We start from the raw sequence: 22,658 nt of genomic DNA on the forward strand, positions 1-22,658 counted from the left end.
GAAAAATAATGGCAAGATTATGATGTGGGAAAATTAACAAGATAAGTTGAATTATTATTTATATATATTTTTGAAGTGTCAAATTGAATCGGGAACAATTCCATGCCGCCAACGTCTTCGTAGGCTTATGATTACAATGGTGGAATACTAGCATCGAGGTTGCAATGCGCCCGATTCCTTACCAATAAATGTGGTGTAAATAGCCGATGAGTTCCCCCCAACCGCCTCAAAAGCCACAAACTTTGCTTGGTCAAATAACTCAAGCAGTACAAACAATTCAAGCGAGAGTCGATTTCTCGAAACTAGCACTAAAACCAAACGCCAAGGTACCAGAACTTTTGGTGCAGGATTCAGGGGCGGATAAGGCGGAGGTGTATCCGTTGTTGGGCGATCGCTACATGCTAGGTCGCAGTTCCAAATCCTGCGATATTGTTGTCCGTAACCCAGTTGTCAGCCAAATTCACCTGTCTCTTTCACGGGATTCTGCTCAAAGACAATCTGTTTTCGTTATTAAAGATGAAAACTCCACAAATGGCATTTATCGGGGTAAACGTCGGGTAAATTCTTTAGAGTTACGTCACGGCGATGTTCTCACTCTTGGACCTCCAGAACTCGCCGCCTCAGTCAGAGTGCAATACGTTGATCCACCTCCTTGGTATGTCAGAGCAGCAACTTGGACAGCTTACGGAGTGGGTGGAGCCACCGCCCTCATGGCTCTGGTTATTGGCGTCGAATCGCTGAAATTTTCTGTCAAACCTTTACCTGGAGCAACGCGAGCACCAGTAGTTGTTTACGCTCGTGATGGAGTCACCAAGTTACGCGAACCTCGGACGACTTCTCATATAGATATGAAGCAGTTGAAAGATTTTGGTCCTTACTTGCCAACTGCAGTCGTTGCTTCTGAAGATACCCGTTATTACTGGCACTTTGGAGTTGATCCGCTAGGGATTTTACGAGCCGTATTCATAAATAGCAAAAGCGGTGATATCCAGCAAGGAGCTAGTACCGTCACGCAACAAGTTGCCAGGAGTTTGTTCCGCGATTATGTTGGCAGGCAAGATTCTCTTGGGCGTAAAGTTCGAGAAGCGGTTGTCTCCCTAAAATTAGAAACGTTTTACAGTAAAGATTTCATCTTACTTACTTATTTAAATCGGGTTTTCTTAGGAGCAGATACCTCCGGTTTCGAGGATGCTTCTCGGTATTACTTTGACAAGTCAGCAAAAGAGCTAACTCTGTCAGAGGCGGCGACTTTGGTGGCAATTTTACCTGCTCCCAACGGTTTCGATTTTTGTGGAGGAGATAACCAGAACAAGTTAAGAACTATCGAGTACCGCAATCGAGTCCTCAAGCGGATGCTAGAGATAGGCAAAATCAAACCAGATGAGTATAACCGAGCTAGGCGATCGCCTATTGAAATCAGCTCTAAAGTCTGCGAACGGCAGGCAAAAACAACTGCTCCTTATTTTTATAGTTATGTCTTTCAAGAACTAGAAGCCATTCTGGGAAAAGAACTGGCAACAGAAGGAAACTTTATTATTGAAACTCGGCTCGATCCAGCAATTCAAAAACAAGCAGAAGAAGCACTGAGTAAACATATTGGCAACGCAGGGCCCTCTTTTGGTTTTTCTCAAGGAGCAATGCTAACTCTTGATTCCAGCGATGGAAGTATCCTGGCAATGATTGGAGGCAAGGATTATAAATCAAGCCAGTTCAATCGTGCGGTTCAATCAAAAAGACAACCAGGTTCCACCTTCAAAGTCTTTACTTACACAACTGCTATTGAGCAAGGCATTTCGCCCGGAAATTCATATTCGTGCTCTCCTTTTCGTTGGCAAGGCTTTACCTACAAACCATGTCGTACAAGCGCAGGTAGCTTGGATCTTGCCACAGGGCTAGCATTATCTGAAAACCCGATCGCATTGAGGATTGCCAAAGAAGTTGGGCTAGATAATATCGTGAAAACGGCGCGACGATTAGGGGTGAAGTCAGACCTAGATCCAGTTCCTGGCTTAGTTATAGGTCAAAGTGTCGTGAATGTCATGGAAATGACAGGTGCATTTGGCGCTATTGGTAATGGGGGTGTGTGGAATCGCCCTCATGCAATTAGCCGGATTCTAGATAGCAGTGATTGCCGCGATCCAAAGGATCTGAAAACTTGCCGTGTGATGTACTCCTATGACCAAGATCCGGATGCCAACAAACGAGTGCTACAACCTAACATTGCCAATACAATGATTGATCTTCTGCGCGGTGTGATCGCAAAGGGTACCGGTCGAAGTGCACAACTAGGACTAGGGGAAGCAGGTAAAACAGGTACAACAGATAAAAACGTTGACTTGTGGTTTATTGGCTTTATTCCTAGTCGGCGGCTGGTGACTGGTATTTGGTTGGGAAACGACAATAATGCCCCCACATCTGGCAGTAGTGCTCAAGCTGCTGAATTATGGGGAAAATACATGGGCAAAATTACCAAGTAAAAGGAGTCAGAACAGAGAATTCACCAATTTTTGGAGCCTGACTCCTAACAATCTACCGATATCCTCGCCAGGGAAGAACCTCCAGGCTACCGTTAGGCTTAAACAGCACCTGGTAGTGTGCAAGAGGTTCTTTCTTATTTGGAGGAGCCAAGTTTGAGCCGTAGACATCTTGAAACATTTTAGGAAGGGGTGTTGCCCGATAATAGTCAACGGCTGGTTGGTTGAGTGGTTCGTAGTCGGCAATAACGCCATCTTTATTAACTGCTACCCGGTATCTCAAATCTTGTGCAAAAGTAGAAGAACTACTCCAATTTTGGCGGATAGTGTTAGAAAGCTTTTGCTTCAAATCCTTGACTGCGTTAGGGTCTGTAATTTTTGTACCAACAACATCTGGCCTTTTGGTGTATCCCCGCCAAGGGCTAACCTGTAGCACACCTGTTGTCGTAAAGACCACTCTATATTGGGCGATCGCTTCGTTTTTAGCAGAAGTGCGATTTGCCGGATTGTTAAGTAAGCTTGCTAAAGGAGTTTTCTCGACAGCATCATTTGCTTGCTTATTTACAGCTTTATATCCAACAATTGCACCATCTGCACCAACTCCCACACGATATACCAAATCCTGACCTAGTCCTGAGCGTTTGTCCCAACTTGGATTAATTTTGTTATATAATTCACGGTTCAAGACACGCAGTTGAGATGCATCTGTGATTTCTCCAGATGTATTTAAAAGTACTTCTAAATCCTTGGTAACAGGTGGTGCACCTGGTGTGGGAGTTGCTGCAGTAGAATTTAGCACTACTGAGGAAGAAGCTGTTGTGGGCGTAAATGTAGGATTTGCGGCTATCTGTTCATTAGCAGTTGGTGTAGGAGTAACAGACGCCGTTGAAGGACTATTGACATTAGTAGTTTGATTGATATTTTGCTGTGTGTTCGCTTGGGGCGAGCGAACTTGTGGAGCTGGAATCATGGTAAAAGCAACAGCTGCTGCTGCCAAACTCGTCACTCCCACACTCGCAGGCACTGCCTGCTTGATCACAGCTTGACTGACACCGCCATGACGTCTGGCAACTGGTTGTAATTGTAATGTTAATTCTGGTAAAGTTTGACTGTCTGCGAAAAACTGGTCTATCGCTTCGACTAAATCGAAGAACTGCACCGTGTTCAAATCGACTTGTATTCGCTGGTTTCCATTGTTGGAGTAAGACTCTATTCCATCTGCTGCTGCATCAGAATGCACAATTAATCTATGTTGGTTATTGCCAATTTTCTGGAACTGCACTAACTCTGACTCAGTGTTATGCGCATCGGCATGTGGCACACTACTCAAAAATTCTTGAGCATATGCACTGACTCCCCTAAGCAAACTTTCAAAAAATTCTCGCCCTCCACTTAGTGGTCTAGTGTAGCCAGATATATAGCATTCTGCATTTACCAATATAGATAATTCTGGCCGCAGTTCCTGAAAATGCGCTGCCCTTGAGGCATCACTTAAACCCTCCAGCAGTAGTGTGCAATTCGGTAAACTATACTTACGTTGAATATTCATTCCACCTCACCGTCAAAAAGACTAATCCAGAACCGCTGCATTCCAGCTGTACCAGTACAAAATAATAATTGTTCCAACAAAGTTATAGCTAGATCATTTAATTTTTCCTCGGAATTTAACGCTAAAACACCAGAACGTCGAGTATTCATTCGGCTCTTAAAGTGGCTTCTAAAGCGCTCTAAGTAGTTAGATAGACGTAAATTCTGTTCCAGTGGAAGCTGTTTTTCAACCATTTGTTGATGTATCGCTAGCAACTGGCGAATGACAACAGTTAAGCGTCGCGCAATGTAGCAACCAATAACCACTAAAGCTTTTGCTTCCATGATAGACAGAGGACGGCGGATATGTGCTCGTCGCATGGGGTTGGTATTACGCATTTGCCATAAATTGACCCGGTTTTTAACAATTCCTTTAAGATCCAATTCTTCAGCAAATGCCAAAATAGCTTCAGAGCCACCAAGCTCTAGCGCTTCAATTGCCAGTAGCATAAGATCTATTTGCAACCTAGCTCTACGAGGACATCCCTGTCCTTCAACTACTGGTTGGGGTAAAGAGTCCAGAATCATCGGCACAGACTGGGGAGTTGGACTGTTAATTGGTGTGATACTAGCAGAAATATTCATTATAGATACCATTAACGGTTGCAACAAACTGAGTAAAACTAATTTAAAATAGATTACCAGTCAATAAATCAGACTGATAGCATTATTGGCAAGTTTGCCTGATACATACATTACTTACTCTTTTGACACAAAGGTTTCCGCATTGCTTTTCATTAAAGTTTATAAATTTTAAGTTCTCTTAGCTGACTGGTTATATCCTTATATCCATAGCTTGGTGTAGATTCCAATAATCGTCAATGGATAGACTTTTTTGAGGTCTCATACCAAGCGTATGACATTTTAGTGTACGATTTTTCCGGTATATACCTCCTGTTGAACCGAAAGCTTGCAATCGGGCGATAGTGGTTGTAGCTTGTACTGCTGGAACTAAAACTTTTCTCTATTTTATGAATTTAAAGTCTCTGATTCGTGACATTCCAGATTTTCCTAAACCGGGAATTTTATTTCGCGATATCACTACGCTGCTGCGCGACCCTGAGGGATTGCGCTACACGGTTGACCTGTTTGCACAAAAAATAAAAGATGCTGGATTGACGGCAGAATACATAGTGGGAATAGAGTCACGGGGCTTTATTGTTGGCGCACCACTTGCTTATCAGTTAGGAACTGGTTTTATTCCTGTTCGTAAACGTGGTAAATTACCAGCAGCAGTCCACTCAATTGAGTACGCACTGGAGTACGGTACTGATTGTTTGGAAGTCCACCAAGACGCTTTGCATGCAGGAAGCCGAGTTTTGATTATAGACGACCTGCTCGCAACGGGTGGAACTGCAAGTGCAACGGCAAAATTAGTCCAAAAAATTGGCTGCAAACTTGAAGGTTTTGGGTTTATTATCGAGCTACATGATTTACAAGGACGAAAACATCTGCCAGATGTGCCCATCGTCACCCTTGTAGAATACTAGTACAATTCGGCAGGAGGCTCAATTAGCAGCTTTGCTGAAGGCGCAAAAGTTAACCACATAAAATTTTTGTGTCCTTCTAACGAGCAGATGACTCCCGCCTTAATGTACTGCTAAGTTAATAGTCTAGATTCCAAAATTTTTTTGACCCTTACGGGTTCGCCCTTCGGGTTCGCAGTCGCCTAGGTCGGGAGACCCTCCTGCAGCGCTGTCTCACCAGTCGCTCATGGGGGAAACCCCCAAGACCGCGCTGCTCACTATTGACTGTTGACTAACAAGTAATGACTAATGACTAATGACTACTACACGAATTTCCTTGGATGCAAGCCGTGACTGGCTTTTAAGGTTAGTCACGAGCGAAAGTTTTATTTATGTCACCAAGCGGCTATTGCAGGCGCTGTTGACTTTGTTCTTAGCGTCGGCGTTGTCGTTTATCATTATTCAACTTGCTCCAGGAGACTATGTAGATACGCTACGGCAAAACCCAAAGATTTCTCCAGAAAGAATTGAGGAACTCAGACGACAGTTTGGTCTGGATAAATCTTGGCCAGAGCAATTTGGACTTTGGCTGTGGCGAATCATAACACAGGGGGATTTTGGCACAAGCTTTGTTTACCAGCGGTCAGTGGGGTCGCTGTTGTGGGAACGGGTACCTGCCACTTTGCTGTTGGCAGTGTCTTCTTTGATTGTAACCTGGGCGATCGCCATCCCTTTGGGGATAGTCGCGGCTGTGAAACAAAATCAGTTGGTTGACCGCATTTTGCAGGTAATTAGTTATGCTGGACAAGGGTTTCCCAGTTTCATCACAGCTTTATTGTTGCTGATTTTAGCCCAAAACCTCTCACCCATTTTTCCAGTGGGTGACATGACTAGTATTAATCACAATGAACTCAATTGGTTTGGTCAAATCTTAGATATTGGCTGGCACATGATTTTACCCACGATTGCTTTGAGTGTCACCAGCTTTGCTGGCTTACAGCGTATTACTCGTGGTGAATTATTGGATGTGCTACGTCAAGATTATATTCAAACAGCTCGTGCCAAAGGACTGCCAGAAAACCGTGTTATTTATGTTCATGCTTTGCGCAATGCAATCAACCCTTTGATTACTTTGTTAGGTTTTGAATTAGCAGGTTTATTGGGTGGTGCATTTATTGCAGAATTTTTCTTCAATTGGCCTGGTTTAGGAAGATTGACTTTACAAGCGGTGCAGGCTCAAGATTTATATTTGGTGATGGCAAGTTTGGTTATCAGCGCTGTACTACTGAGTATTGGTAATTTGATAGCGGATTTGTTACTGAAGGTGAGTGATCCTCGCATTCGTTTAGAAAATCTCAATTAAATCATTTTAAATCAAAGGAATGGTACACTCATATTGAGCGTCCTTCGTCATTAGTTATTGGTACAAAACTACTGACTAATGACTAGTGACTAATGACTGATAACTATGTTTTCTGAAGTTTATTATCTGGTGCGATCGCAAGCTGATGGTCGTTATCTGGTGGCTCGTTCCGACCGTAAAGCTAATGGTTTTTTACTGTTGTTTCGCGAACACTTTGATGCCCTCAGCTACCTCAACACTCATGCTGGTGAGGTGGCAAACCGCTTTGCTGTAGAATCTGTTGCTGGCTCTCAAATAGGACCTTTGCTGAAACGCTGGGGTTTTAGTGGCGTGGGTATTGTTTCTGACCCATTATTACCAAAAATTGAATTTTTGCAACAAAACTAAACCGCAGAGAAACTTTTTCTGCGGTTCAAAACCTAAAATCCCTAAACAGATACTTTCTCCAATATCAATTTAGAACGCTTCACTTGTTCGGGAACAGAAACTGGGTAGTCTCCAGTGAAGCAAGCACAACAAAAGCTTTCTGGATCTTCTCGTGTTGACTTTAGCATTCCTTCCCTAGTGAGATAGGCAAGGCTATCTACTTCTAGTTGCTTGGCAATTTCTTCTACTGAGGTAGTAGCAGCAATCAGTTGGTCTTGGGTATCAGTATCAATACCATAAAAGCAGGGATGAGTTACTGGTGGAGAGGAAATCCGCATATGCACTTCCAGCGCACCTGCTTCACGCAAGGCTTTAACTAACTTACGGCTGGTAGTTCCCCGCACAATGGAATCATCTACAATGATCACGCGTTTACCAAATAGCACATCTTTGAGAGGGTTGAGTTTCATGCGGATACCTGATTCTCGCATACTCTGTGTTGGCTGAATAAAAGTACGCCCCACATAGCGGTTCTTAATCAATCCTTCCGCATAAGGAATGCCAGAAGCTTGAGAGTAGCCTATAGCAGCGGGAATTCCAGAATCAGGGACACCAATCACCAAATCAGCATCAGCCGGAGATTCTTGAGCCAGTCGCCGTCCTATACGCATCCGATAGGTGTACAAACTTTCGTTGTGCATCACGCTATCAGGACGAGCAAAGTAAATCATCTCAAAAATGCACATCTTTCTCTTGCACTTTTGACTCCATTGAAACGAAGTTAAACCAACTTCCGTAATCCAAACCATTTCACCTGGTTCCACATCTCGCAGGTATTGTGCACCAATGATGTCTAAACCACAAGTTTCAGAGGAGAGAACATAGCGAACTGGATTATCACCCAAGGTACCAATCACAAGGGGACGAATACCATTGGGGTCGCGAACGCCCATTATACCTTGTGATGTACCAATAACTAAGCTAAAAGCTCCTTGGCAGCGGTGAAAAGCCCGCATGCAGCCTTCTTGCCAATCTGCACCAGCGTTGATTTCTTCAGCAATGGCAAAAGCAATCATTTCTGAGTCAGTGGTGCTAACTAAGTTGCAGTTGTTCTTCAACAACTCCTCTCGTAGCGGCACAGTATTGACTAAATTTCCATTATGTGCTAAAGCGACAGTTCCCAAGCGAGTTTCCACAACAGCAGGTTGAGCGTTCACTTTGCGGCTAGAACCCGTGGTTGAATAACGAGTGTGACCAACAGCTATAGTTCCAGGCAAGTTTTCCAAGATTGATTCATTAAAGACTTGGGACACCAACCCCATGTCTTTGTGTAACTTGACTCGTTCACCCTCAAATGTGGCAATACCAGCCGATTCTTGACCCCGGTGCTGGAGGGCGTACAATCCAAAGTATGTTAGTTTGGCAACGTCTTCTCCTGGTGCGTAGATACCAAAAACACCGCAAGCTTCTTCTGGCTTATCTGGACGATTTTCATGGTCATTGACTGAGTTATTAGGCAATTGAGAGTCATCCAAAGAGTCGGGTTGGTGAGGAATCATGGCAGCTGTGCTCCTGATGAGGATGTCAAGTCACAAACAATATTTCTAAGGACAGTTGCAGATAATTTTAATAATTCTTAACCATCCATTAACACAGTACCGCAATTATGCCTATCAACGCCAGTGTCTTGAATAAGGAAATGCTATCTATGAATTAGAAGTCGTGTTATGAATGGTCAAACGGCTTTGAATTGCGTTTAGATAGCGATCGCTCACTTCCTCAATTGTAACTTTTATTAAAGTGTGATTGCCAGTTGTTAAGATTCGCAAACCTATTTCGGAATTTTCAACCGTACCAAGTTTTTGCCAATGATGACCTAGTTGTTCTGTTAAAAGACTCTCCCAAGTTTTTTGTTGTTCTCTTCCAACAGAGACTACAATTCGTGCGCCACCTTCACCAAAAAGAACTTCATCCCAACGTTGGTTGTTATCTGCTGGTAACTCTAATTGGATTTGGGCACCAAATTTGCCAGTTATACAACATTCTGCCAGAGCAACGGCGACTCCACCCTCAGCACAATCATGAGCCGAACGTACCCAACCTTTGCGAATTCCCTCGCGACAGACTTGTTGTACTTGGCGTTCCAATTCAAAATCAACTCGTGGCGGTTTTCCAGCAACAGTGTTGTGGATAGTGGCTAAATATTCCGAACCGCCTAGCGTTGAGTGGGAAGAAAGTTCACCCAACAAATAAATCAAATCACCATTCACTTGCCAAGCTTGACCACAAATCTTGGTCAAATCAGGGATTAAGCCTACCATACCAACAACAGGGGTAGGATAGATTGGTTGTGGCTTGCCTTGAGAATCGAGAGTTTCATTGTAAAGAGAGACATTTCCCCCCGTCACTGGAGTTGTCATTTCTCGACAACCTTCAGCCAAACCACGACAAGCTTCTGCTAATTGCCAGTAACCAATAGGTTTTTCTGGACTGCCAAAATTCAGGTTATCAGTAACCGCTAAAGGTTCAGCACCTACACAGCTAAGATTTCGTGCTGCTTCTGCGACAACTGCTTTAGCTCCCTCATAGGGATCAAGATAAACATAACGGGGATTGCAATCAACCGTAGCCGCTACAGCGCTTTTGACACTGGAGACTATTTCCTCATCCTCGCCCAACTGTGGACGCAAGCGAATCACAGAAGCATCTGCACCACCTGGCAACATAACGGTGTTATTCTGCACCTGATGGTCGTATTGACGATATACCCAACGTTTTGACGCAATGCTAGGAGTATCCAGCAAAGTCAACAGAATGTCATTCCAACTTTGCAAGCGTCCTTGAATTTCTATACCAGCAGATGTACTCTTAGGCAGAGAATCAGGAGTCCATTCCCAAGCTTTTTGTGCATATTCCGGTGGTTGGGCCAACAATTCCCGGTGATATAGTGGGGTATTTTCTGCCAACGCCGTTGCAGGAATTTCTGCAGCAACTTCACCCTGGAATAAAATCCGGACAATGGGTTCAGCAATAACAGAACCTGCAACAACTGCCTGCAGTCCCCATCGATGGAAAATGTCAATTAACTCTTGTTCGCGTCCCTTGTGTGCAACAAACAACATCCGTTCTTGAGATTCGGAAAGCAAATATTCGTAGGGAACCATTCCTGCTTCCCGTACAGGAATTTTGTCTAAATCGAATTCGATGCCCACATCGCCTTTTGCAGCCATTTCTGAGGTAGAACAGGTAATACCCGCAGCCCCCATATCCTGTGCGGCGACGACTGCACCTGTTTTAAACGCCTCCAAACAAGCTTCAATTAACGACTTCTCCAAAAAAGGATCGCCCACTTGTACCGCTGGGCGATCGTCCATAGACTCATCACTAAGTTCTGCACTGGCAAAACTTGCACCTCCCATACCATCACGTCCAGTCGTAGAACCAACATAAAGCACGGGGTTACCTATACCAGACGCCCCAGATTTAACAATTTCTGGCGTTTCCATCAATCCCAGCGCCATCACATTCACCAAAGGGTTATCAGAGTAAGCCCGATCAAAGTAAACTTCACCGCCGACAGTGGGGACACCTACGCAATTTCCGTAATGGGAGATACCAGCAACAACGCCACTAAAAAGCCTTTGGGTTTTCGCATCGTCTAGAGAACCAAAGCGCAGAGAATTTAACACGGCAATGGGACGCGCACCCATTGTAAAAATATCTCTTAAGATACCTCCTACTCCTGTGGCAGCTCCTTGAAAAGGTTCAACCGCTGATGGATGGTTGTGTGACTCAATCTTAAACGCAAGTCGCAGACCATCGCCCAAATCTACAACACCAGCATTTTCACCAGGTCCAACAAGAATGCGGGATCCTGTTGTGGGAAACTGTTTGAGTAACGGACGGGAATTCTTATAACAGCAATGTTCTGACCACATCACCCCAAACATTCCCAGTTCCGCTTTGTTGGGATGACGCCCCAGACGCCTGACAATTTCTTCATATTCTTCTAGCTTCAAACCAACAGCTGCGATTTCTTCAGGAGAAAAAGGAGCATCGGAAATGGGGATCATGGTAATAATGCAGCAAGGGGACAGAGCATTATTTTAGCGATTTAAGTGCCCCGTAGGTATCCACGTAAATGGTTTTCTATTTTTTCAAGTAAGATGCTGCGTGCTTTGTTCTGCTGCAATCGTTATTCTTGCTGAAGTTAATTGCAACAGGTGACAAATTAATATTGCTACGAAGGGGCTCGTTTTTTCTGTCCAAGTGCTTACATTTAGCTGAACTCTGTTCATGATAGAGGTTTTCGGTCAACTGTATAAACACGTAATTTTTTATAGGCACTTTAAGTTTCCGAAAAACCAAATAAGTGTTTTCACTATTTGAAGAAGAGAGATCCTTTCATACGATTAATATTAACTAAGTCAAGTGTGATAAATGAGTTTTGCCATATACAATACGCGTATCTAAAGTGATGATAAAACAAGTTCGAAATTGTTAAAATCATCAGTTTTTTCATAGGCAATCATACTTGTATTAGTTAACAAAATTTGATTTTTGTAGTGTCATAACTACTACTCAACACAATTGTCCCACGTACCCAATTGATTGAATTTGTGGCTTAGTCTGTTCTTTTCACAAAAGGAATTGTAAAAAAATGTTAGGGGAATCTTTCTCTGTTGAAGGTTCCTCTAATAAAATTTACCAATAGACGGAAAACCCATTTATTGACATGGCTGGCTCGCCAATGTACTAGTGTACGTTAAATGTGGAAAGAGAGCGACCATTTTAAACAAGTAAAAATTTAACAATACAAGTATTCTTTGTTTTCACTTTTTCCTTGTTGTACTAGTGCAAAAAAGCACTTAGACTGTCAGCCAAGGCGTTACTCCAGGTAAGGCTGTAATCCTTATATAATCTATTTTTTATCTGTTCATAAATGTCGCGCTGTACTAACTTGGCTTCCTATGTGAAGCGCAAGTTACACATTTGGGATGCTCCTGAAATATCTACTATGTGTATAAAATAATTTATTGAGCCAAATATTGTTTCTGATTCTCCAGAAACTGGCTGCTTCTTAGGTAAAAGGCTATGCTGGTTATAGCTTAATTTTTTAGTTATTAAAAGATGAAATTTTGCGTTTTTATCTGTCTATGCAGTTTATTAGAAATAATTTTGTGATGAAAATCACTGATGCTGATGATTGAGATCCTATTTTTTATATAAATGAATAGACATAATACTAATAACTGAACTCTAGCCGAGTCATTAATAGGGAACACACTAAACGCCGACAGCTTTCACAAAAAGACTGCCGGCTTTTTGTATATCAGGGGAAATAGGGAAATAGGAAAATAAAAGTAGTAACAAATGACTCTTGACTATCAAATAAAATTTCCCCACAACCTGTTAGTAACTTGACACAAGTTGTGCCGTAGCCACTATCTAGTGTGGGGAGGGTATGATCAGTATATGGGTATTATTGACATTGAGGGGTAGTTGACTGCATTCTAAATTTGTAGTCCGCAAATCCACTCAAAGAAGTCTCACTAACTTTGTCTTAAGACATCGCTTGAATGATGTAGTCAAAGTAGGGGGCTGTTTCAGCCGCGTCTTCTGCATTCAGTAAGTTAAGGGAGGCTTTTTTCAGACAGTTGATTGCTTCTACCATTCCAGGTACGGGAACGCCGAGGGAATTGTACATTTCCCTGACACCAATTAAACCAATATCTTCAATTGGTTGTTTGTCACCTGCTAGTATGCCGTAAGTGATTAGGCGTAAGTACCAACCGTAGTCACGTACACATAAAGCACGTTGTCTTTGCCCGTATGCATTGCCCCCAGGTGAGATAAAATCCGGACGCTTCTGCCAAAGCTGTTTAGTAGCTTCTTGAACTATCTTTTTTTCATTTTCGGCTAAGGTTGAGACAATTCGTATCCGTTGCTCGCCGGTTTGCAAATAGTCTTTGATATTGTTGAGCTCGCCACTGCTAGGATAACGCAGTTCGTCGTCGGCTTGGAGAATAACTTGGCTTACTACAGTCATGATTATTGCAATGACATGAATTAATTATTATTTGCTAGTTTAACGAGTGTTGAGGACACAAGTGAAGAGAGGACAACGAAACAATGTGATCGCTTTCCCAGCGGAAGACACTTGGGTACCAAGAGTTGTTGCGGACTTGCGCCGCCCCTGGAAACTATGCCCCGAGGGTGGTTTCACTGCCTTGCAGTGGCGGCTATTGATCAAAAACGAATGACTAATGACTAAAAAAACTTGGAAACAGGGTGAATTAATTGACGTTGATATTGTGGATTTGAATGATGCAGGTGATGGTGTGGGGCGTTGGCAAGAAAGGATCGTATTTGTAAGCGACACTGTACCGGGCGATCGCGCTGTTGTCTTTTTGGTACACGTTAAACCCAACTACGCTCACGCTAAACTCAAACAACTTCTCAAATCATCGCCCTACCGCGTCCGACCTAGCTGTATCGTGGCTGATAAATGTGGTGGTTGTCAATGGCAGCATATTGATTATCAGTACCAGTTGCTAGCAAAGCAAAATCAAGTTATCCAGGCTTTGGAACGTATTGGCGGTTTTGTCCAACCACCGGTAGATCCAGTGCTTTCGACTGCTGAATGTTTGGGCTACCGTAACAAAGCGACTTATCCTGTGGGATTATCTGCCACTCTTACGGTTCAAGCTGGTTACTACCAAAAAGGTAGCCACCAATTGATTAACTTGAACCAATGTCCTGTACAAGATCCAAGATTAAATCCTTTGCTGTTGGAAGTTAAACAGGACATCCAAAAGCGGGGTTGGCAAGTTTACAACGAACAGCGCCACACAGGTGTTGTACGTCATCTTAGTTTACGCATTGGTCGCCGCACAGGGGAAATTTTACTAACTTTGGTGGTTAAGGACCCGAATTTAGACGGAATTCAAGACCAAGCACTCGAATGGTTAAAGCGCTATCCCCAGTTAGTGGGGGTTTGTTTGAACCGCAACCCAAACCGTACTAATGCCATTTTTGGACGGGAAACTCATTGCATTGCTGGGCATTCTTACTTAAGAGAAAAATTTGCCGGACTAGAATTCCAAGTACGACCAGATACATTTTTCCAAGTAAATACGGAGACTGCAGAAGCATTGTTGCAGGTCATTAAATCAGAACTCAATTTACAAGGTTCTGAGGTGTTACTTGATACTTATTGTGGTATTGGGACGTTGACATTGCCACTTGCCAAACAAGTTAAAAAAGCAATCGGGTTAGAATTGCAACCTGAGGCAGTAGAACAAGCAATTTTAAATGCAAAGCATAATGAGATTTCAAATGTCATTTTTCAGACTGGGGCTGTGGAGAAATTACTTCCTGAGATAGAAATTTTGCCAGACATTGTTCTGCTTGATCCACCACGTAAGGGATGCGATCGCACTGTAATTGAAACTTTACTCAAATCTAAACCCCGACGTATTGTTTACATCAGTTGTAAAGTCGCTACCCTTGCTCGTGACCTCAAATTACTTTGTCAAAACGGGGTATATAGTCTCACACGGGTACAACCGGCTGATTTTTTTGGGCAAACCGCTCATGTGGAAGCTGCCGCATTTCTTGTCCTCTCACAATTGGACAAAGGTACTAACTCATTTACAACTTAGGTGAAATAAAAATTTGTCGCCCAATGCATCGTCAGAATGCTATAATACTATTAAGATAAATATATAATTCCTTTTGTGTAAAGAGATTGACGTTGCAAAAACTCTCCGAAAAATATGAAACGAGCTGTCTAAAATGCGAATTGGCGTAAAAGAGTATTAACGTACTCTTTTCACTAAAAAACATATCAGTTGCTTACTGTTGAAACAGTTGCAAATAAGCCGTTTTTTCTGTAAGTGACTCTATGTCAAAAAGGAGAGTTAATGCTCCCTAGCATTTTCAAAATTTAGTTGTGAAGACGAAAGTTTGAAGGCAACATAACCACCTCAAATTCTATCAGGGTGCCTGTGACAGCAAACTGATGTCTAGCTAACTCTGAAAGCTACGGGGTTTCTATTGTGATCACTATCTCGCTTCGTCCTACAGGGCGTAATTGGGGTACAATTAGTTTTGCCTCAACTTTGTACCTCTGTCCGATACTAGATTTGCTTTTGGCAGAAATTCCGGGCAAATTACAAGCAGAACTGCGGCTAGGACTTCAAGAAGCTCTGGTAAACGCAGCCAAACACGGTAACAATCTAGATCCTGGGAAAAGGGTTGTTGTTCGCTTTTCCTTAATTGATAATCAGTATTGGTGGGTCATATCAGACCAAGGTAGCGGTTTTACACCATGTTTTACTAGCGACGTTGATATCGATCCCACAGAATATTTACCACCCGATGAGTCAGAAAATGGTCGTGGTATGTCTATTCTTCATCAAATTTTTGATCAGGTTCAATGGAACAGTAAAGGTACAGAGTTGAGGCTTTGTAAACAAATAGAAAATCGAAACCGGCTTGCTTTGCGACGCTGAAGACGGATAAGCCAGAGGAGGAAGTGAACTTTCAAAATCTGGCTTATCCTCCTTATCTTGCCCTATTTCTTTTGATCGCCGTGAGTTGGACAAGGTGGAGCAGAAATAGAGCGATCCAACCAACCAGTTGCTTGCTGTAGTCTGAGTAAAGCTTCTTGTGGTTCATCTTTAAGAAGAAACACAACAGCGGCTGCCACTTGTTCACTTGCGCGAACATTGCGGTTAGACTTGAGACGATGCCAATCGTTAGGAGAGATGCTCAGCTTCTCCATCAGGGCTTGGGCTAGTTCCAAGCTGCTAAACTGATTGAGTTGACTAGCTTTAGGTAGCTGGGTTGATTTCGACATAATATCAGACATGAGTGCTGAGTACTGAAGTTGTACATAAGAGTCTGGGGCTATTTCATTCTATGCACAACCACCCGGAAATAAATTTATAGTCTAATAGCCGAAATTGTTAAAACGGACATCTTGCACCCGGAGGGTGCAAGTATGATGTCTATTAATTTGTACATGAAGCCGCCTAAACAATCATCTGATATCCCATTTGGAGAAGAAAATCAAGATCCAGAATTTGAACAAGAACTTTTGAAAGTGGAGCGTGCGCTTGTTGCTTTAAAGGAACGCTACAATCAAGTGCAAGCAGACAAAGCCAGTCGAAGAGAATTGCAACAACGTCTCCAACGATCGCGCCACAGTAAATTACCAAATGTAAAAGCCGAGTTAAAGCAAATTCAACAACAGTTGGAAGAACTTGAACTTAACTTAGAAAGTCAATTATTTTCCTGGGATAGCCTTAAAGAACCTTTTTGGCAAGCCATCCGCTTTGGTGGTTTGGGCGTTATCATAGGCTGGTTATTAAAGTCTGTTGCTGGATGATATGGAAAATCGGCGGATTGCAGAAATATTACGAAGTGGTGAACCTGATGAATTTGTAGCAGTTCAAGGCTGGGTTCGCACAAAACGAGAGTTAAAAGGATTTTCTTTTATAGAAGTAAATGATGGCTCATGTTTGGCGAGTTTGCAAGTGGTACTCAATGAGGATTTACCAGACTACGATGATATTTTAAAAAAGCTGAATACAGGTGCTTCCGTGGAAGTGGCTGGAGTGTTGGTGGCTTCTGTTGGGAAAGGACAGCGGATCGAGTTGAAAACAGACAAGATAAAAGTCTTTGGGGAAGCTGATCCCGAAACATATCCGCTGCAAAAGAAACGCCATTCCTTTGAGTTTTTGCGAACTATAGGACATTTGCGATCGCGCACCAATTCCTTTGGCGCAGTTTTCCGAGTTAGAAACGCCTGCGCTACCGCCATTCATCAATTCTTCCAAGAACGCGGCTTTTTGTGGGTACACACTCCCATCATCACCGCTAATGACTGCGAAGGTGCTGGTGAACTTTTCAGTGTAACTAGTTTGGATCTCAAAAATGTTCCCCGCACACAAACCCAAGCTATAGATTATAGTAAAGACTTTTTTAGTAAACCGACATATTTAACAGTCAGCGGTCAACTTGAAGCCGAAGTTATGGCGATGGCGTTTACGAACGTCTATACTTTTGGTCCTACCTTCCGTGCAGAAAACTCTAACACCTCCCGCCACTTAGCTGAATTTTGGATGGTAGAACCAGAGATGGCTTTCTGCGATCTCAAGGGAGATATGGATTTAGCCGAGGCGTTTCTCAAACATATTTTCAAATATGTACTAGAAACTTGCCAGGAAGACATGGAATTTTTCAATCAGCGTATTGATAATACTGTATTGGCAACGGCAGACAACATTATTAATAATAAATTTGAGCGCATAACTTACACAGAAGCCGTCAAACTGTTAGAAAAAGCTGATGTTCAGTTTGAATATCCTGTCAACTGGGGCTTAGATTTACAATCAGAACACGAGCGCTATCTTTGCGAACAACTTTTCAAGAAGCCGGTTATCGTTAGCAATTACCCAGCGCAAATCAAAGCCTTTTATATGCGCTTAGATGAGGACGAAAAAACTGTTTCTGCAATGGATATTCTGGGTCCCAAAATCGGTGAAATTATCGGCGGTTCTCAAAGAGAAGAACGATTAGATGTCCTGGAGCGTCGCATACAAGCTCAAGGAATGAAACCAGAAGATTTGTGGTGGTATCTGGATTTGCGTCGCTTTGGAACTGTCCCCCATGCTGGTTTTGGGTTGGGTTTTGAACGACTTGTGCAATTTATGACGGGGATGGGAAACATTAGAGATGTGATCCCGTTTCCACGCACGCCGGAAAGTGCTGAGTTTTAGATATTAAAAAACCCGATTTATGATCAAATCGGGTTTCTTTTTAGTTGGGGATCACTGGTGAGGAATATTGTTATCTCGCCACTAATCAGCATAGAAGTGTAGTGTTAGACCGCATTTTTGCAGGCAACAGTCATAATGTGAGCGCTCATCCCCAACATTGAGGGTTCGCTTTCTAGCCAACGGATGGCTTCTAAAAGGCGTTGACGACGACCTAGTTCATTCCAGTGTTCCGAGAAGTTTTGTAGTAACCAGCCTGGTCCTTCGATCGCTAACGTTCTTTCATAATGTAAACCCGCTTCTTCAACCTCTGCTTTAAGTTCTTCAGGATGATGAAAGAAGGCTGTTGTAAAGTAACCAGGATGGTTGTTTGGGTTGCGGTGTTGACCATCAGCCAGAGCCCGTTGAACAATCCCCACAAACTCTGGATCATCCAAATATCCCTGAAGTAATCCATCTAAGGTTGAAGCAAAGCGAGAAATTCCAACCGCGAAGACAAGACCTCCAGTTTTTAAAATACGATAAGCTTCACGCAAAGCAGCCAAACGCTGTGTGCGCTCAGTCAAGTGATATAAAGGTCCAAGTAAAAGAACAGCATCAACGCTATCATCCGCCCGATTAAGTTGACGAGCATCACCAACTGCCAAACTAGCCAGAGGATAATTCGGTTGAGCTTGAGAAAAACGCTGGGCTTGCTCTATATGCAAAGGAACTGCATCAATGAGATGAACTTCATAGCCCTGTTGAGCAAGCCAATAAGAATAGATACCAGAACCGCCGCCAACATCGAAAATCACAGCGGGTGGAGGGGGTAGGTAGCGACTCAGAAGTTCTTGGGTTCGGGCTAACTCAAGCGAACCAGTACCTCTTGATAACCGTTCTTGCTCTTGACCACTGGCGTAATGGGTTAACGCCTCATCTGAAAGCAGGTTGTGTAACTCAGATAAATCCGACATCGTGTTTGCTGATTACAAAAGCTGTTTCATTATTTATTAAACTGCCTATAGCGGTAATATCGTTTCACTTTAAGGTTGATACAAATGGGGAGCAGGGGGCACCCGAGCAGGGAGCAGGGGGCAGGGAGTAGGGGGAAAGAATTAAAAACCAATCATTTGTATCAGGGATTTCGTGAAATGGTATAACACCAGTTGGAGAGCAGGTGATTCAGGAGGCGCGTCAAATTTTGCATTTATTAGAAGTGATTCAGGAAAAAGCCAACCTGGAAAAAGGATTACAGGCTGGACAGGTGCGGGTTGCTTGTGTTCGCAGCATTGCAACTCACGTGCTACCAGAGGTGATTGCTCGTTTTCGCGAGAAGTTTCCAAAGATTAGTGTGGTGATAACCGAATATGATCGCTATGCAGAAGTAGAACAGGCTTTGCGAGAAAATCACGCGGACGTTGGCTTCACGTTATTACCGACGACAACAGAGTTTGACACACGGGAGTTATTCCGAGATGAGTTTGTAGCGCTGCTACCTCCCAAGTCCATAGCTCCTAATGAGTCGCTTATACCGTTTCACTTTAAGGTTGATACAAATGGGGAGCAGGGAGCACCCGAGCAGGGAGCAGGGGGAAAGAATTAGAAACCAATCATTTGTATCAGGGATTTCGTTAAATGGTATTAGTTGGGAACAGCTAGCAAGGTATCCGATGATTGTGAATATCCGCAGTCCTCAGCACAACAAGACTGTCCAAGCTCATTTTTTAAAATTTGGTCAAACTCTCAAAGTTGACTACGAGGTGAGAGAAGATTCGACGATTCTGAGTATGGTTAAGCAAGGATTGGGGGCAGCTGTAATGGCTCGATTAGCAGCTGAACCTATACCAGAACCCATATAAACGAGGAGTTTACCAGTACCGTTAGATAGAATTATTGGAGTTGCTATCCTTGGAAATGCTTTATTGCCCAGAGGTGTCTTTGCTTTTCTGGACGTTCTCAAAGTTGGTTGATGTATTTGGCATAACTGCTACACCTTAAACTAGATCGAAACAAGCAGCAATTATTCAAGTAATTTTCATCCTTGGGCTGTTCGCGTAGCATACCGTATCTCCTGCACGCCTACGCGATCAAGAGCGGCGAAGTGCCGTGGTGTAAGCCATAGGCTTAGCCACAAACCCTTAAAAATACCACCTTATAAAAAGTAGTGTCAAGATTTTTGTTACGGGAGAAAAATTCGTTGTAACATAAAACCCGCATCTAAAAATTACAAAGGAAAGCTATTATGGCCATTCCAAATCAACAGGGTAAATCTACTATCGATTTTCGAGACAACCGACGCACTACAACTCACATTACCGTTCATATTCCCAAGGAGTTGCACAAACAACCAGTTATTTCAGGCCTGATATCTTATTGCGGCATCACAGTCAATATTGCAGCAGCCCAACTGAATGGTCATATGCCGCAACGAGGCTGCTTTGATTTAGAGCTACGAGGAACAGTTTTCCAGATTGCTAGTGCCTTAACGTATCTTAATGAACTGAATTTAGAAATTTCCCACCCATTTCTTACTGAACAAGAAGGTTGGTAAGTAGAGTTTCTACGAATAAGTAACGAGTGCTGGGCTAGGTAGCTACTCAGCACTCGCCAAAACTAGTCGTCACCCTTATGGAAGCGCTCTTAGCGCGTCTACAAGTCGCTTAACTATGTGCGGCAGTCGTCTGCACAGATTGATACACTAGTTGAACTCAACGGGAAGGGGAAATCCTAACCCAAAAGCCAGTCACCACCCTCACGGAAAGCAGTTGCGGGTCTACAACGAAGGAAACTTCCGTAGGCGGAATTTTTTTTCTGTGTAAACATTGAGCTTGGCGGTTTTCGTGGATACCCCAAAGTCTGCCGGGGGAAGCAACCCAGACCAGCGACCTTTGACCGTTGAGGCAACTCTGTGCTGATCCCTTCCCCTCGGCTGCGCCGAAGGGAGACGCTACGGGAACCGAGGGTTCCCCTGAGTGTACGAACTGCCGCTTTGTGGCGTCTACAGCACTGTGCTTACGCCATTTGATTTTCAATTGCCCACCGCGCTAATTCAGTGCGATTGTGGAGATTGGTTTTGCCCAACATATTGGACACATGGCTTTCTACCGTGCGTTGGCTGACATTTAATTCTTCAGCTATTTCGCGGTTAGCTAAGCCCCTAGCCACAAATTGCACTACTTTGAGTTCTGTTGGGGTTAACTGCACATCGAAGGGAACTTGGATGCGGGAACCGTTTTCTCCTCCTTTTGCTTGGTGTTCTTTCCAGCGAATGGTCTGCTTCAGAGAAGATTCTACTTGTGCAACCAATTCTTCTGGTTCAAAAGGCTTAACCATGTACACATCAGCACCTTTATTCAGACCTTTTACTCGGTCTGCGCTTTGTCCCTTAGCTGAAAGGAATAGAACGGGAATCCAACTGGTGCGTTCGGCTTGCCGGACTTGTTCTACAAAAGTATAACCGTCCATTTCTGGCATCATCACATCGCAAATGATCATGTCTGGAATATCCTGCTCTAAAATGTCCAGTGCTTCTCGACCATTTTCGGCGGTGCTGACATCATAACCCCGGAATTCCAAGTAATCCTTCACCAGCAAGATGAGGTTAGGATCATCATCAATAAGTAGAAGTCGTTTGTGATCTTTCATGCTGGGTTCTTTCATAGCAGTGGCACTTATGGCGCTTGATCCATCAAGGTCTTGAATCAATATCCTCTTTGGTGGATTAAGGAGGTGTTGTGCTTTTTCCTACTTAACTTGCGTTTGCTTTATAAAATCCTAAAAATGGGTCTCACTCTCAAGAAATTCTCTACAAACAGCAAAAGTCCAGTAAGGATACGTAGAGCAGTAGTATTTATAATGCGTTATTATATATCGCTTTGAAAGCTGCGGGTTAAAAAACACTGATTAAATAATAATTATTCAGGTTAACTAGTAAGTGTTGGACTCAAGATGCTCCCAAATTACAATTAACCCACACTTTCATCTGTTTACTACTGTGCCATATCCTTGTTGGATGTTAAGCTTCTATAAGTTGTTCACGACAACCTAGGGAACTTTTTGGCAAAGGATGGGAAAACACAATGCATATTCTTCTACCACCTTGTTGCCTAAGAAGTGCTCTTGTATAATCCGCTCAATGGCTTCCGGGATTGTTGGGCGATACCGCACAGCATCCGGGTAATCCTTTATTATCAGTCTAGAACAGCAAACTGGCAAGCAGTTGATTTTATTTCCAAATATGCAACTAGAATTGCCATCTTGCCTTTGGTGAAGACTTAACTGTTTGAGTCGTTTTTTTAAGCCTTCCCAAAAAGGTAAACGAGCTTGTTCGCAGAAGCAGTTAGAAACTATTTGGACAACACTAGTTAAAATGTCCCTCGGAATGTTCAACAGTTCTAAAGCTTCTATAGAAATACTTAGGGCTTTATTCGCTGGTGTAAGCGTGGTTTTTCGTAGCTCTTGGCAGGACTGGATCACTGTAGTGTTACTCAAATGGCGGCTCCCTGATTACTGTTCTATATCAATTTCCCAGCTTTGCAAATAAAGTTGCCCATATATCCATATTCGTCATTTACGGAGTAAAACCTGAAAGCTGAGAAAAGTAGAGTATATGTACTTACGTGGGTTTGGGCAAGCA

Annotated in this window: 20 protein-coding genes; 11 read left to right on the forward strand and 9 right to left on the reverse strand. The window is 43.2% G+C overall.

Features of this window, described 5'->3' with window-relative positions; all coding sequences use genetic code 11:
- Window positions 1–206: 206 nt before the first annotated feature.
- The gene (locus tag AC5JM2_RS24450) at window positions 207–2,477 is read left to right on the forward strand and encodes a transglycosylase domain-containing protein (RefSeq protein WP_495837412.1); all 2,271 of its coding nucleotides are present in this window, start codon (window positions 207–209) and stop codon (window positions 2,475–2,477) included.
- 52 nt (window positions 2,478–2,529) lie between these two features.
- On the opposite strand, the gene AC5JM2_RS24455 is transcribed toward AC5JM2_RS24450, so the two are convergent.
- Together AC5JM2_RS24455 and AC5JM2_RS24460 are read right to left on the reverse strand one after the other, a co-directional pair.
- On the reverse strand, window positions 2,530–4,023 hold the full coding sequence (locus AC5JM2_RS24455) for a DUF4335 domain-containing protein (protein ID WP_495837413.1): 1,494 nt from the start codon (window positions 4,021–4,023) through the stop codon (window positions 2,530–2,532).
- Window positions 4,020–4,646 carry a DUF3038 domain-containing protein gene (locus AC5JM2_RS24460; protein WP_495837414.1) on the reverse strand — a complete coding sequence of 209 codons (627 nt, stop codon included), beginning with the start codon at window positions 4,644–4,646 and terminating at the stop codon, window positions 4,020–4,022. The genes AC5JM2_RS24455 and AC5JM2_RS24460 overlap by 4 nt, the downstream gene beginning before the upstream one ends.
- 386 nt (window positions 4,647–5,032) lie before the next feature.
- On the opposite strand from AC5JM2_RS24460, the gene AC5JM2_RS24465 reads away from it, so the two are divergent.
- The 3 genes from AC5JM2_RS24465 to AC5JM2_RS24475 all read left to right on the forward strand — a co-directional run bounded on the left by AC5JM2_RS24465 (window position 5,033) and on the right by AC5JM2_RS24475 (window position 7,277).
- Complete coding sequence (locus AC5JM2_RS24465; RefSeq protein ID WP_210612571.1) at window positions 5,033–5,551, forward strand: adenine phosphoribosyltransferase; 519 nt, start codon at window positions 5,033–5,035, stop codon at window positions 5,549–5,551.
- Between the two features lie 292 nt (window positions 5,552–5,843).
- Window positions 5,844–6,890 carry an ABC transporter permease gene (locus AC5JM2_RS24470; protein ID WP_495837415.1) on the forward strand — a complete coding sequence of 349 codons (1,047 nt, stop codon included), beginning with the start codon at window positions 5,844–5,846 and terminating at the stop codon, window positions 6,888–6,890.
- Between the two features lie 105 nt (window positions 6,891–6,995).
- Window positions 6,996–7,277, forward strand: coding sequence for a hypothetical protein (locus AC5JM2_RS24475; RefSeq protein ID WP_495837416.1), 282 nt, complete (start codon window positions 6,996–6,998; stop codon window positions 7,275–7,277).
- Window positions 7,278–7,318: 41 nt separating this feature from the next.
- Here the strand turns inward: AC5JM2_RS24475 and purF are convergent, their stop codons facing one another.
- The 3 genes from purF to AC5JM2_RS24490 form a co-directional block, all read right to left on the reverse strand.
- Entirely contained in the window at window positions 7,319–8,815 is a 1,497-nt protein-coding gene (purF, locus tag AC5JM2_RS24480; protein WP_495837417.1) for an amidophosphoribosyltransferase, read from the reverse strand.
- A 147-nt stretch (window positions 8,816–8,962) separates the two neighbouring features.
- The gene (gene purL / locus AC5JM2_RS24485) at window positions 8,963–11,329 is read right to left on the reverse strand and encodes a phosphoribosylformylglycinamidine synthase subunit PurL (RefSeq protein WP_495837418.1); all 2,367 of its coding nucleotides are present in this window, start codon (window positions 11,327–11,329) and stop codon (window positions 8,963–8,965) included.
- Window positions 11,330–12,819: 1,490 nt separating this feature from the next.
- Window positions 12,820–13,305, reverse strand: a complete 486-nt coding sequence (locus AC5JM2_RS24490; protein WP_495837419.1) for an allophycocyanin — start codon at window positions 13,303–13,305, stop codon at window positions 12,820–12,822.
- Window positions 13,306–13,522: 217 nt separating this feature from the next.
- On the opposite strand from AC5JM2_RS24490, the gene rlmD reads away from it, so the two are divergent.
- Both rlmD and AC5JM2_RS24500 read left to right on the forward strand, forming a co-directional pair.
- A complete protein-coding gene (gene rlmD / locus AC5JM2_RS24495) occupies window positions 13,523–14,920 on the forward strand; it encodes a 23S rRNA (uracil(1939)-C(5))-methyltransferase RlmD (protein ID WP_495837420.1) in 1,398 nt (465 codons plus the stop codon).
- Between the two features lie 396 nt (window positions 14,921–15,316).
- Window positions 15,317–15,772, forward strand: coding sequence for an ATP-binding protein (locus tag AC5JM2_RS24500; protein ID WP_495837421.1), 456 nt, complete (start codon window positions 15,317–15,319; stop codon window positions 15,770–15,772).
- 62 nt (window positions 15,773–15,834) lie between these two features.
- On the opposite strand, the gene AC5JM2_RS24505 is transcribed toward AC5JM2_RS24500, so the two are convergent.
- Window positions 15,835–16,119 carry a DUF6439 family protein gene (locus AC5JM2_RS24505; RefSeq protein ID WP_495837488.1) on the reverse strand — a complete coding sequence of 95 codons (285 nt, stop codon included), beginning with the start codon at window positions 16,117–16,119 and terminating at the stop codon, window positions 15,835–15,837.
- Between the two features lie 165 nt (window positions 16,120–16,284).
- Between AC5JM2_RS24505 and AC5JM2_RS24510 the strand changes: the two genes are divergently transcribed.
- The gene (locus AC5JM2_RS24510; RefSeq protein WP_495837489.1) at window positions 16,285–16,650 is read left to right on the forward strand and encodes a sll0565 family protein; all 366 of its coding nucleotides are present in this window, start codon (window positions 16,285–16,287) and stop codon (window positions 16,648–16,650) included.
- 1 nt (window position 16,651) lies between these two features.
- Window positions 16,652–18,043: an asparagine--tRNA ligase gene (asnS, locus tag AC5JM2_RS24515; protein WP_495837422.1), complete on the forward strand. Its 1,392-nt coding sequence runs from the start codon at window positions 16,652–16,654 to the stop codon at window positions 18,041–18,043.
- Window positions 18,044–18,147: 104 nt separating this feature from the next.
- On the opposite strand, the gene AC5JM2_RS24520 is transcribed toward asnS, so the two are convergent.
- Window positions 18,148–18,996: a class I SAM-dependent methyltransferase gene (locus tag AC5JM2_RS24520; RefSeq protein WP_495837423.1), complete on the reverse strand. Its 849-nt coding sequence runs from the start codon at window positions 18,994–18,996 to the stop codon at window positions 18,148–18,150.
- Between the two features lie 203 nt (window positions 18,997–19,199).
- On the opposite strand from AC5JM2_RS24520, the gene AC5JM2_RS24525 reads away from it, so the two are divergent.
- From AC5JM2_RS24525 to AC5JM2_RS24535, 3 genes are all read left to right on the forward strand, one after another.
- Window positions 19,200–19,625 (forward strand): LysR family transcriptional regulator, encoded by a 426-nt coding sequence (locus tag AC5JM2_RS24525; protein WP_495837424.1) that lies wholly within the window; start codon window positions 19,200–19,202, stop codon window positions 19,623–19,625.
- Window positions 19,579–19,881: a LysR family transcriptional regulator substrate-binding protein gene (locus tag AC5JM2_RS24530; protein WP_495837425.1), complete on the forward strand. Its 303-nt coding sequence runs from the start codon at window positions 19,579–19,581 to the stop codon at window positions 19,879–19,881. Before AC5JM2_RS24525 ends, AC5JM2_RS24530 begins: the two co-directional genes overlap by 47 nt.
- Before the next feature lie 383 nt (window positions 19,882–20,264).
- On the forward strand, window positions 20,265–20,573 hold the full coding sequence (locus AC5JM2_RS24535; RefSeq protein WP_495837426.1) for an NIL domain-containing protein: 309 nt from the start codon (window positions 20,265–20,267) through the stop codon (window positions 20,571–20,573).
- Window positions 20,574–21,034: 461 nt separating this feature from the next.
- Here the strand turns inward: AC5JM2_RS24535 and AC5JM2_RS24540 are convergent, their stop codons facing one another.
- Both AC5JM2_RS24540 and AC5JM2_RS24545 read right to left on the reverse strand, forming a co-directional pair.
- Window positions 21,035–21,682 (reverse strand): response regulator transcription factor, encoded by a 648-nt coding sequence (locus AC5JM2_RS24540; protein WP_495837427.1) that lies wholly within the window; start codon window positions 21,680–21,682, stop codon window positions 21,035–21,037.
- 384 nt (window positions 21,683–22,066) lie between these two features.
- Complete coding sequence (locus AC5JM2_RS24545) at window positions 22,067–22,498, reverse strand: ferredoxin (RefSeq protein WP_495837428.1); 432 nt, start codon at window positions 22,496–22,498, stop codon at window positions 22,067–22,069.
- Window positions 22,499–22,658: the final 160 nt, after the last annotated feature.

The organism is Brasilonema angustatum (assembly GCF_059505445.1).

Excerpts from the sequence above, each read along its gene's own strand:
- AC5JM2_RS24450 (WP_495837412.1), top strand. The coding sequence starts at position 207 with ATGAGTTCCCCCCAACCGCCTCAAAAGCCACAAACTTTGCTTGGTCAA.
- AC5JM2_RS24455 (WP_495837413.1), bottom strand. The coding sequence starts at position 4,023 with ATGAATATTCAACGTAAGTATAGTTTACCGAATTGCACACTACTGCTG.
- AC5JM2_RS24460 (WP_495837414.1), bottom strand. The coding sequence starts at position 4,646 with ATGAATATTTCTGCTAGTATCACACCAATTAACAGTCCAACTCCCCAG.
- AC5JM2_RS24465 (WP_210612571.1), top strand. The coding sequence starts at position 5,033 with ATGAATTTAAAGTCTCTGATTCGTGACATTCCAGATTTTCCTAAACCG.
- AC5JM2_RS24470 (WP_495837415.1), top strand. The coding sequence starts at position 5,844 with ATGACTACTACACGAATTTCCTTGGATGCAAGCCGTGACTGGCTTTTA.
- AC5JM2_RS24475 (WP_495837416.1), top strand. The coding sequence starts at position 6,996 with ATGTTTTCTGAAGTTTATTATCTGGTGCGATCGCAAGCTGATGGTCGT.
- purF (WP_495837417.1), bottom strand. The coding sequence starts at position 8,815 with ATGATTCCTCACCAACCCGACTCTTTGGATGACTCTCAATTGCCTAAT.
- purL (WP_495837418.1), bottom strand. The coding sequence starts at position 11,329 with ATGATCCCCATTTCCGATGCTCCTTTTTCTCCTGAAGAAATCGCAGCT.
- AC5JM2_RS24490 (WP_495837419.1), bottom strand. The coding sequence starts at position 13,305 with ATGACTGTAGTAAGCCAAGTTATTCTCCAAGCCGACGACGAACTGCGT.
- rlmD (WP_495837420.1), top strand. The coding sequence starts at position 13,523 with ATGACTAAAAAAACTTGGAAACAGGGTGAATTAATTGACGTTGATATT.
- AC5JM2_RS24505 (WP_495837488.1), bottom strand. The coding sequence starts at position 16,119 with ATGTCGAAATCAACCCAGCTACCTAAAGCTAGTCAACTCAATCAGTTT.
- AC5JM2_RS24510 (WP_495837489.1), top strand. The coding sequence starts at position 16,285 with ATGAAGCCGCCTAAACAATCATCTGATATCCCATTTGGAGAAGAAAAT.
- asnS (WP_495837422.1), top strand. The coding sequence starts at position 16,652 with ATGGAAAATCGGCGGATTGCAGAAATATTACGAAGTGGTGAACCTGAT.
- AC5JM2_RS24520 (WP_495837423.1), bottom strand. The coding sequence starts at position 18,996 with ATGTCGGATTTATCTGAGTTACACAACCTGCTTTCAGATGAGGCGTTA.
- AC5JM2_RS24530 (WP_495837425.1), top strand. The coding sequence starts at position 19,579 with ATGGGGAGCAGGGAGCACCCGAGCAGGGAGCAGGGGGAAAGAATTAGA.
- AC5JM2_RS24535 (WP_495837426.1), top strand. The coding sequence starts at position 20,265 with ATGGCCATTCCAAATCAACAGGGTAAATCTACTATCGATTTTCGAGAC.
- AC5JM2_RS24540 (WP_495837427.1), bottom strand. The coding sequence starts at position 21,682 with ATGAAAGAACCCAGCATGAAAGATCACAAACGACTTCTACTTATTGAT.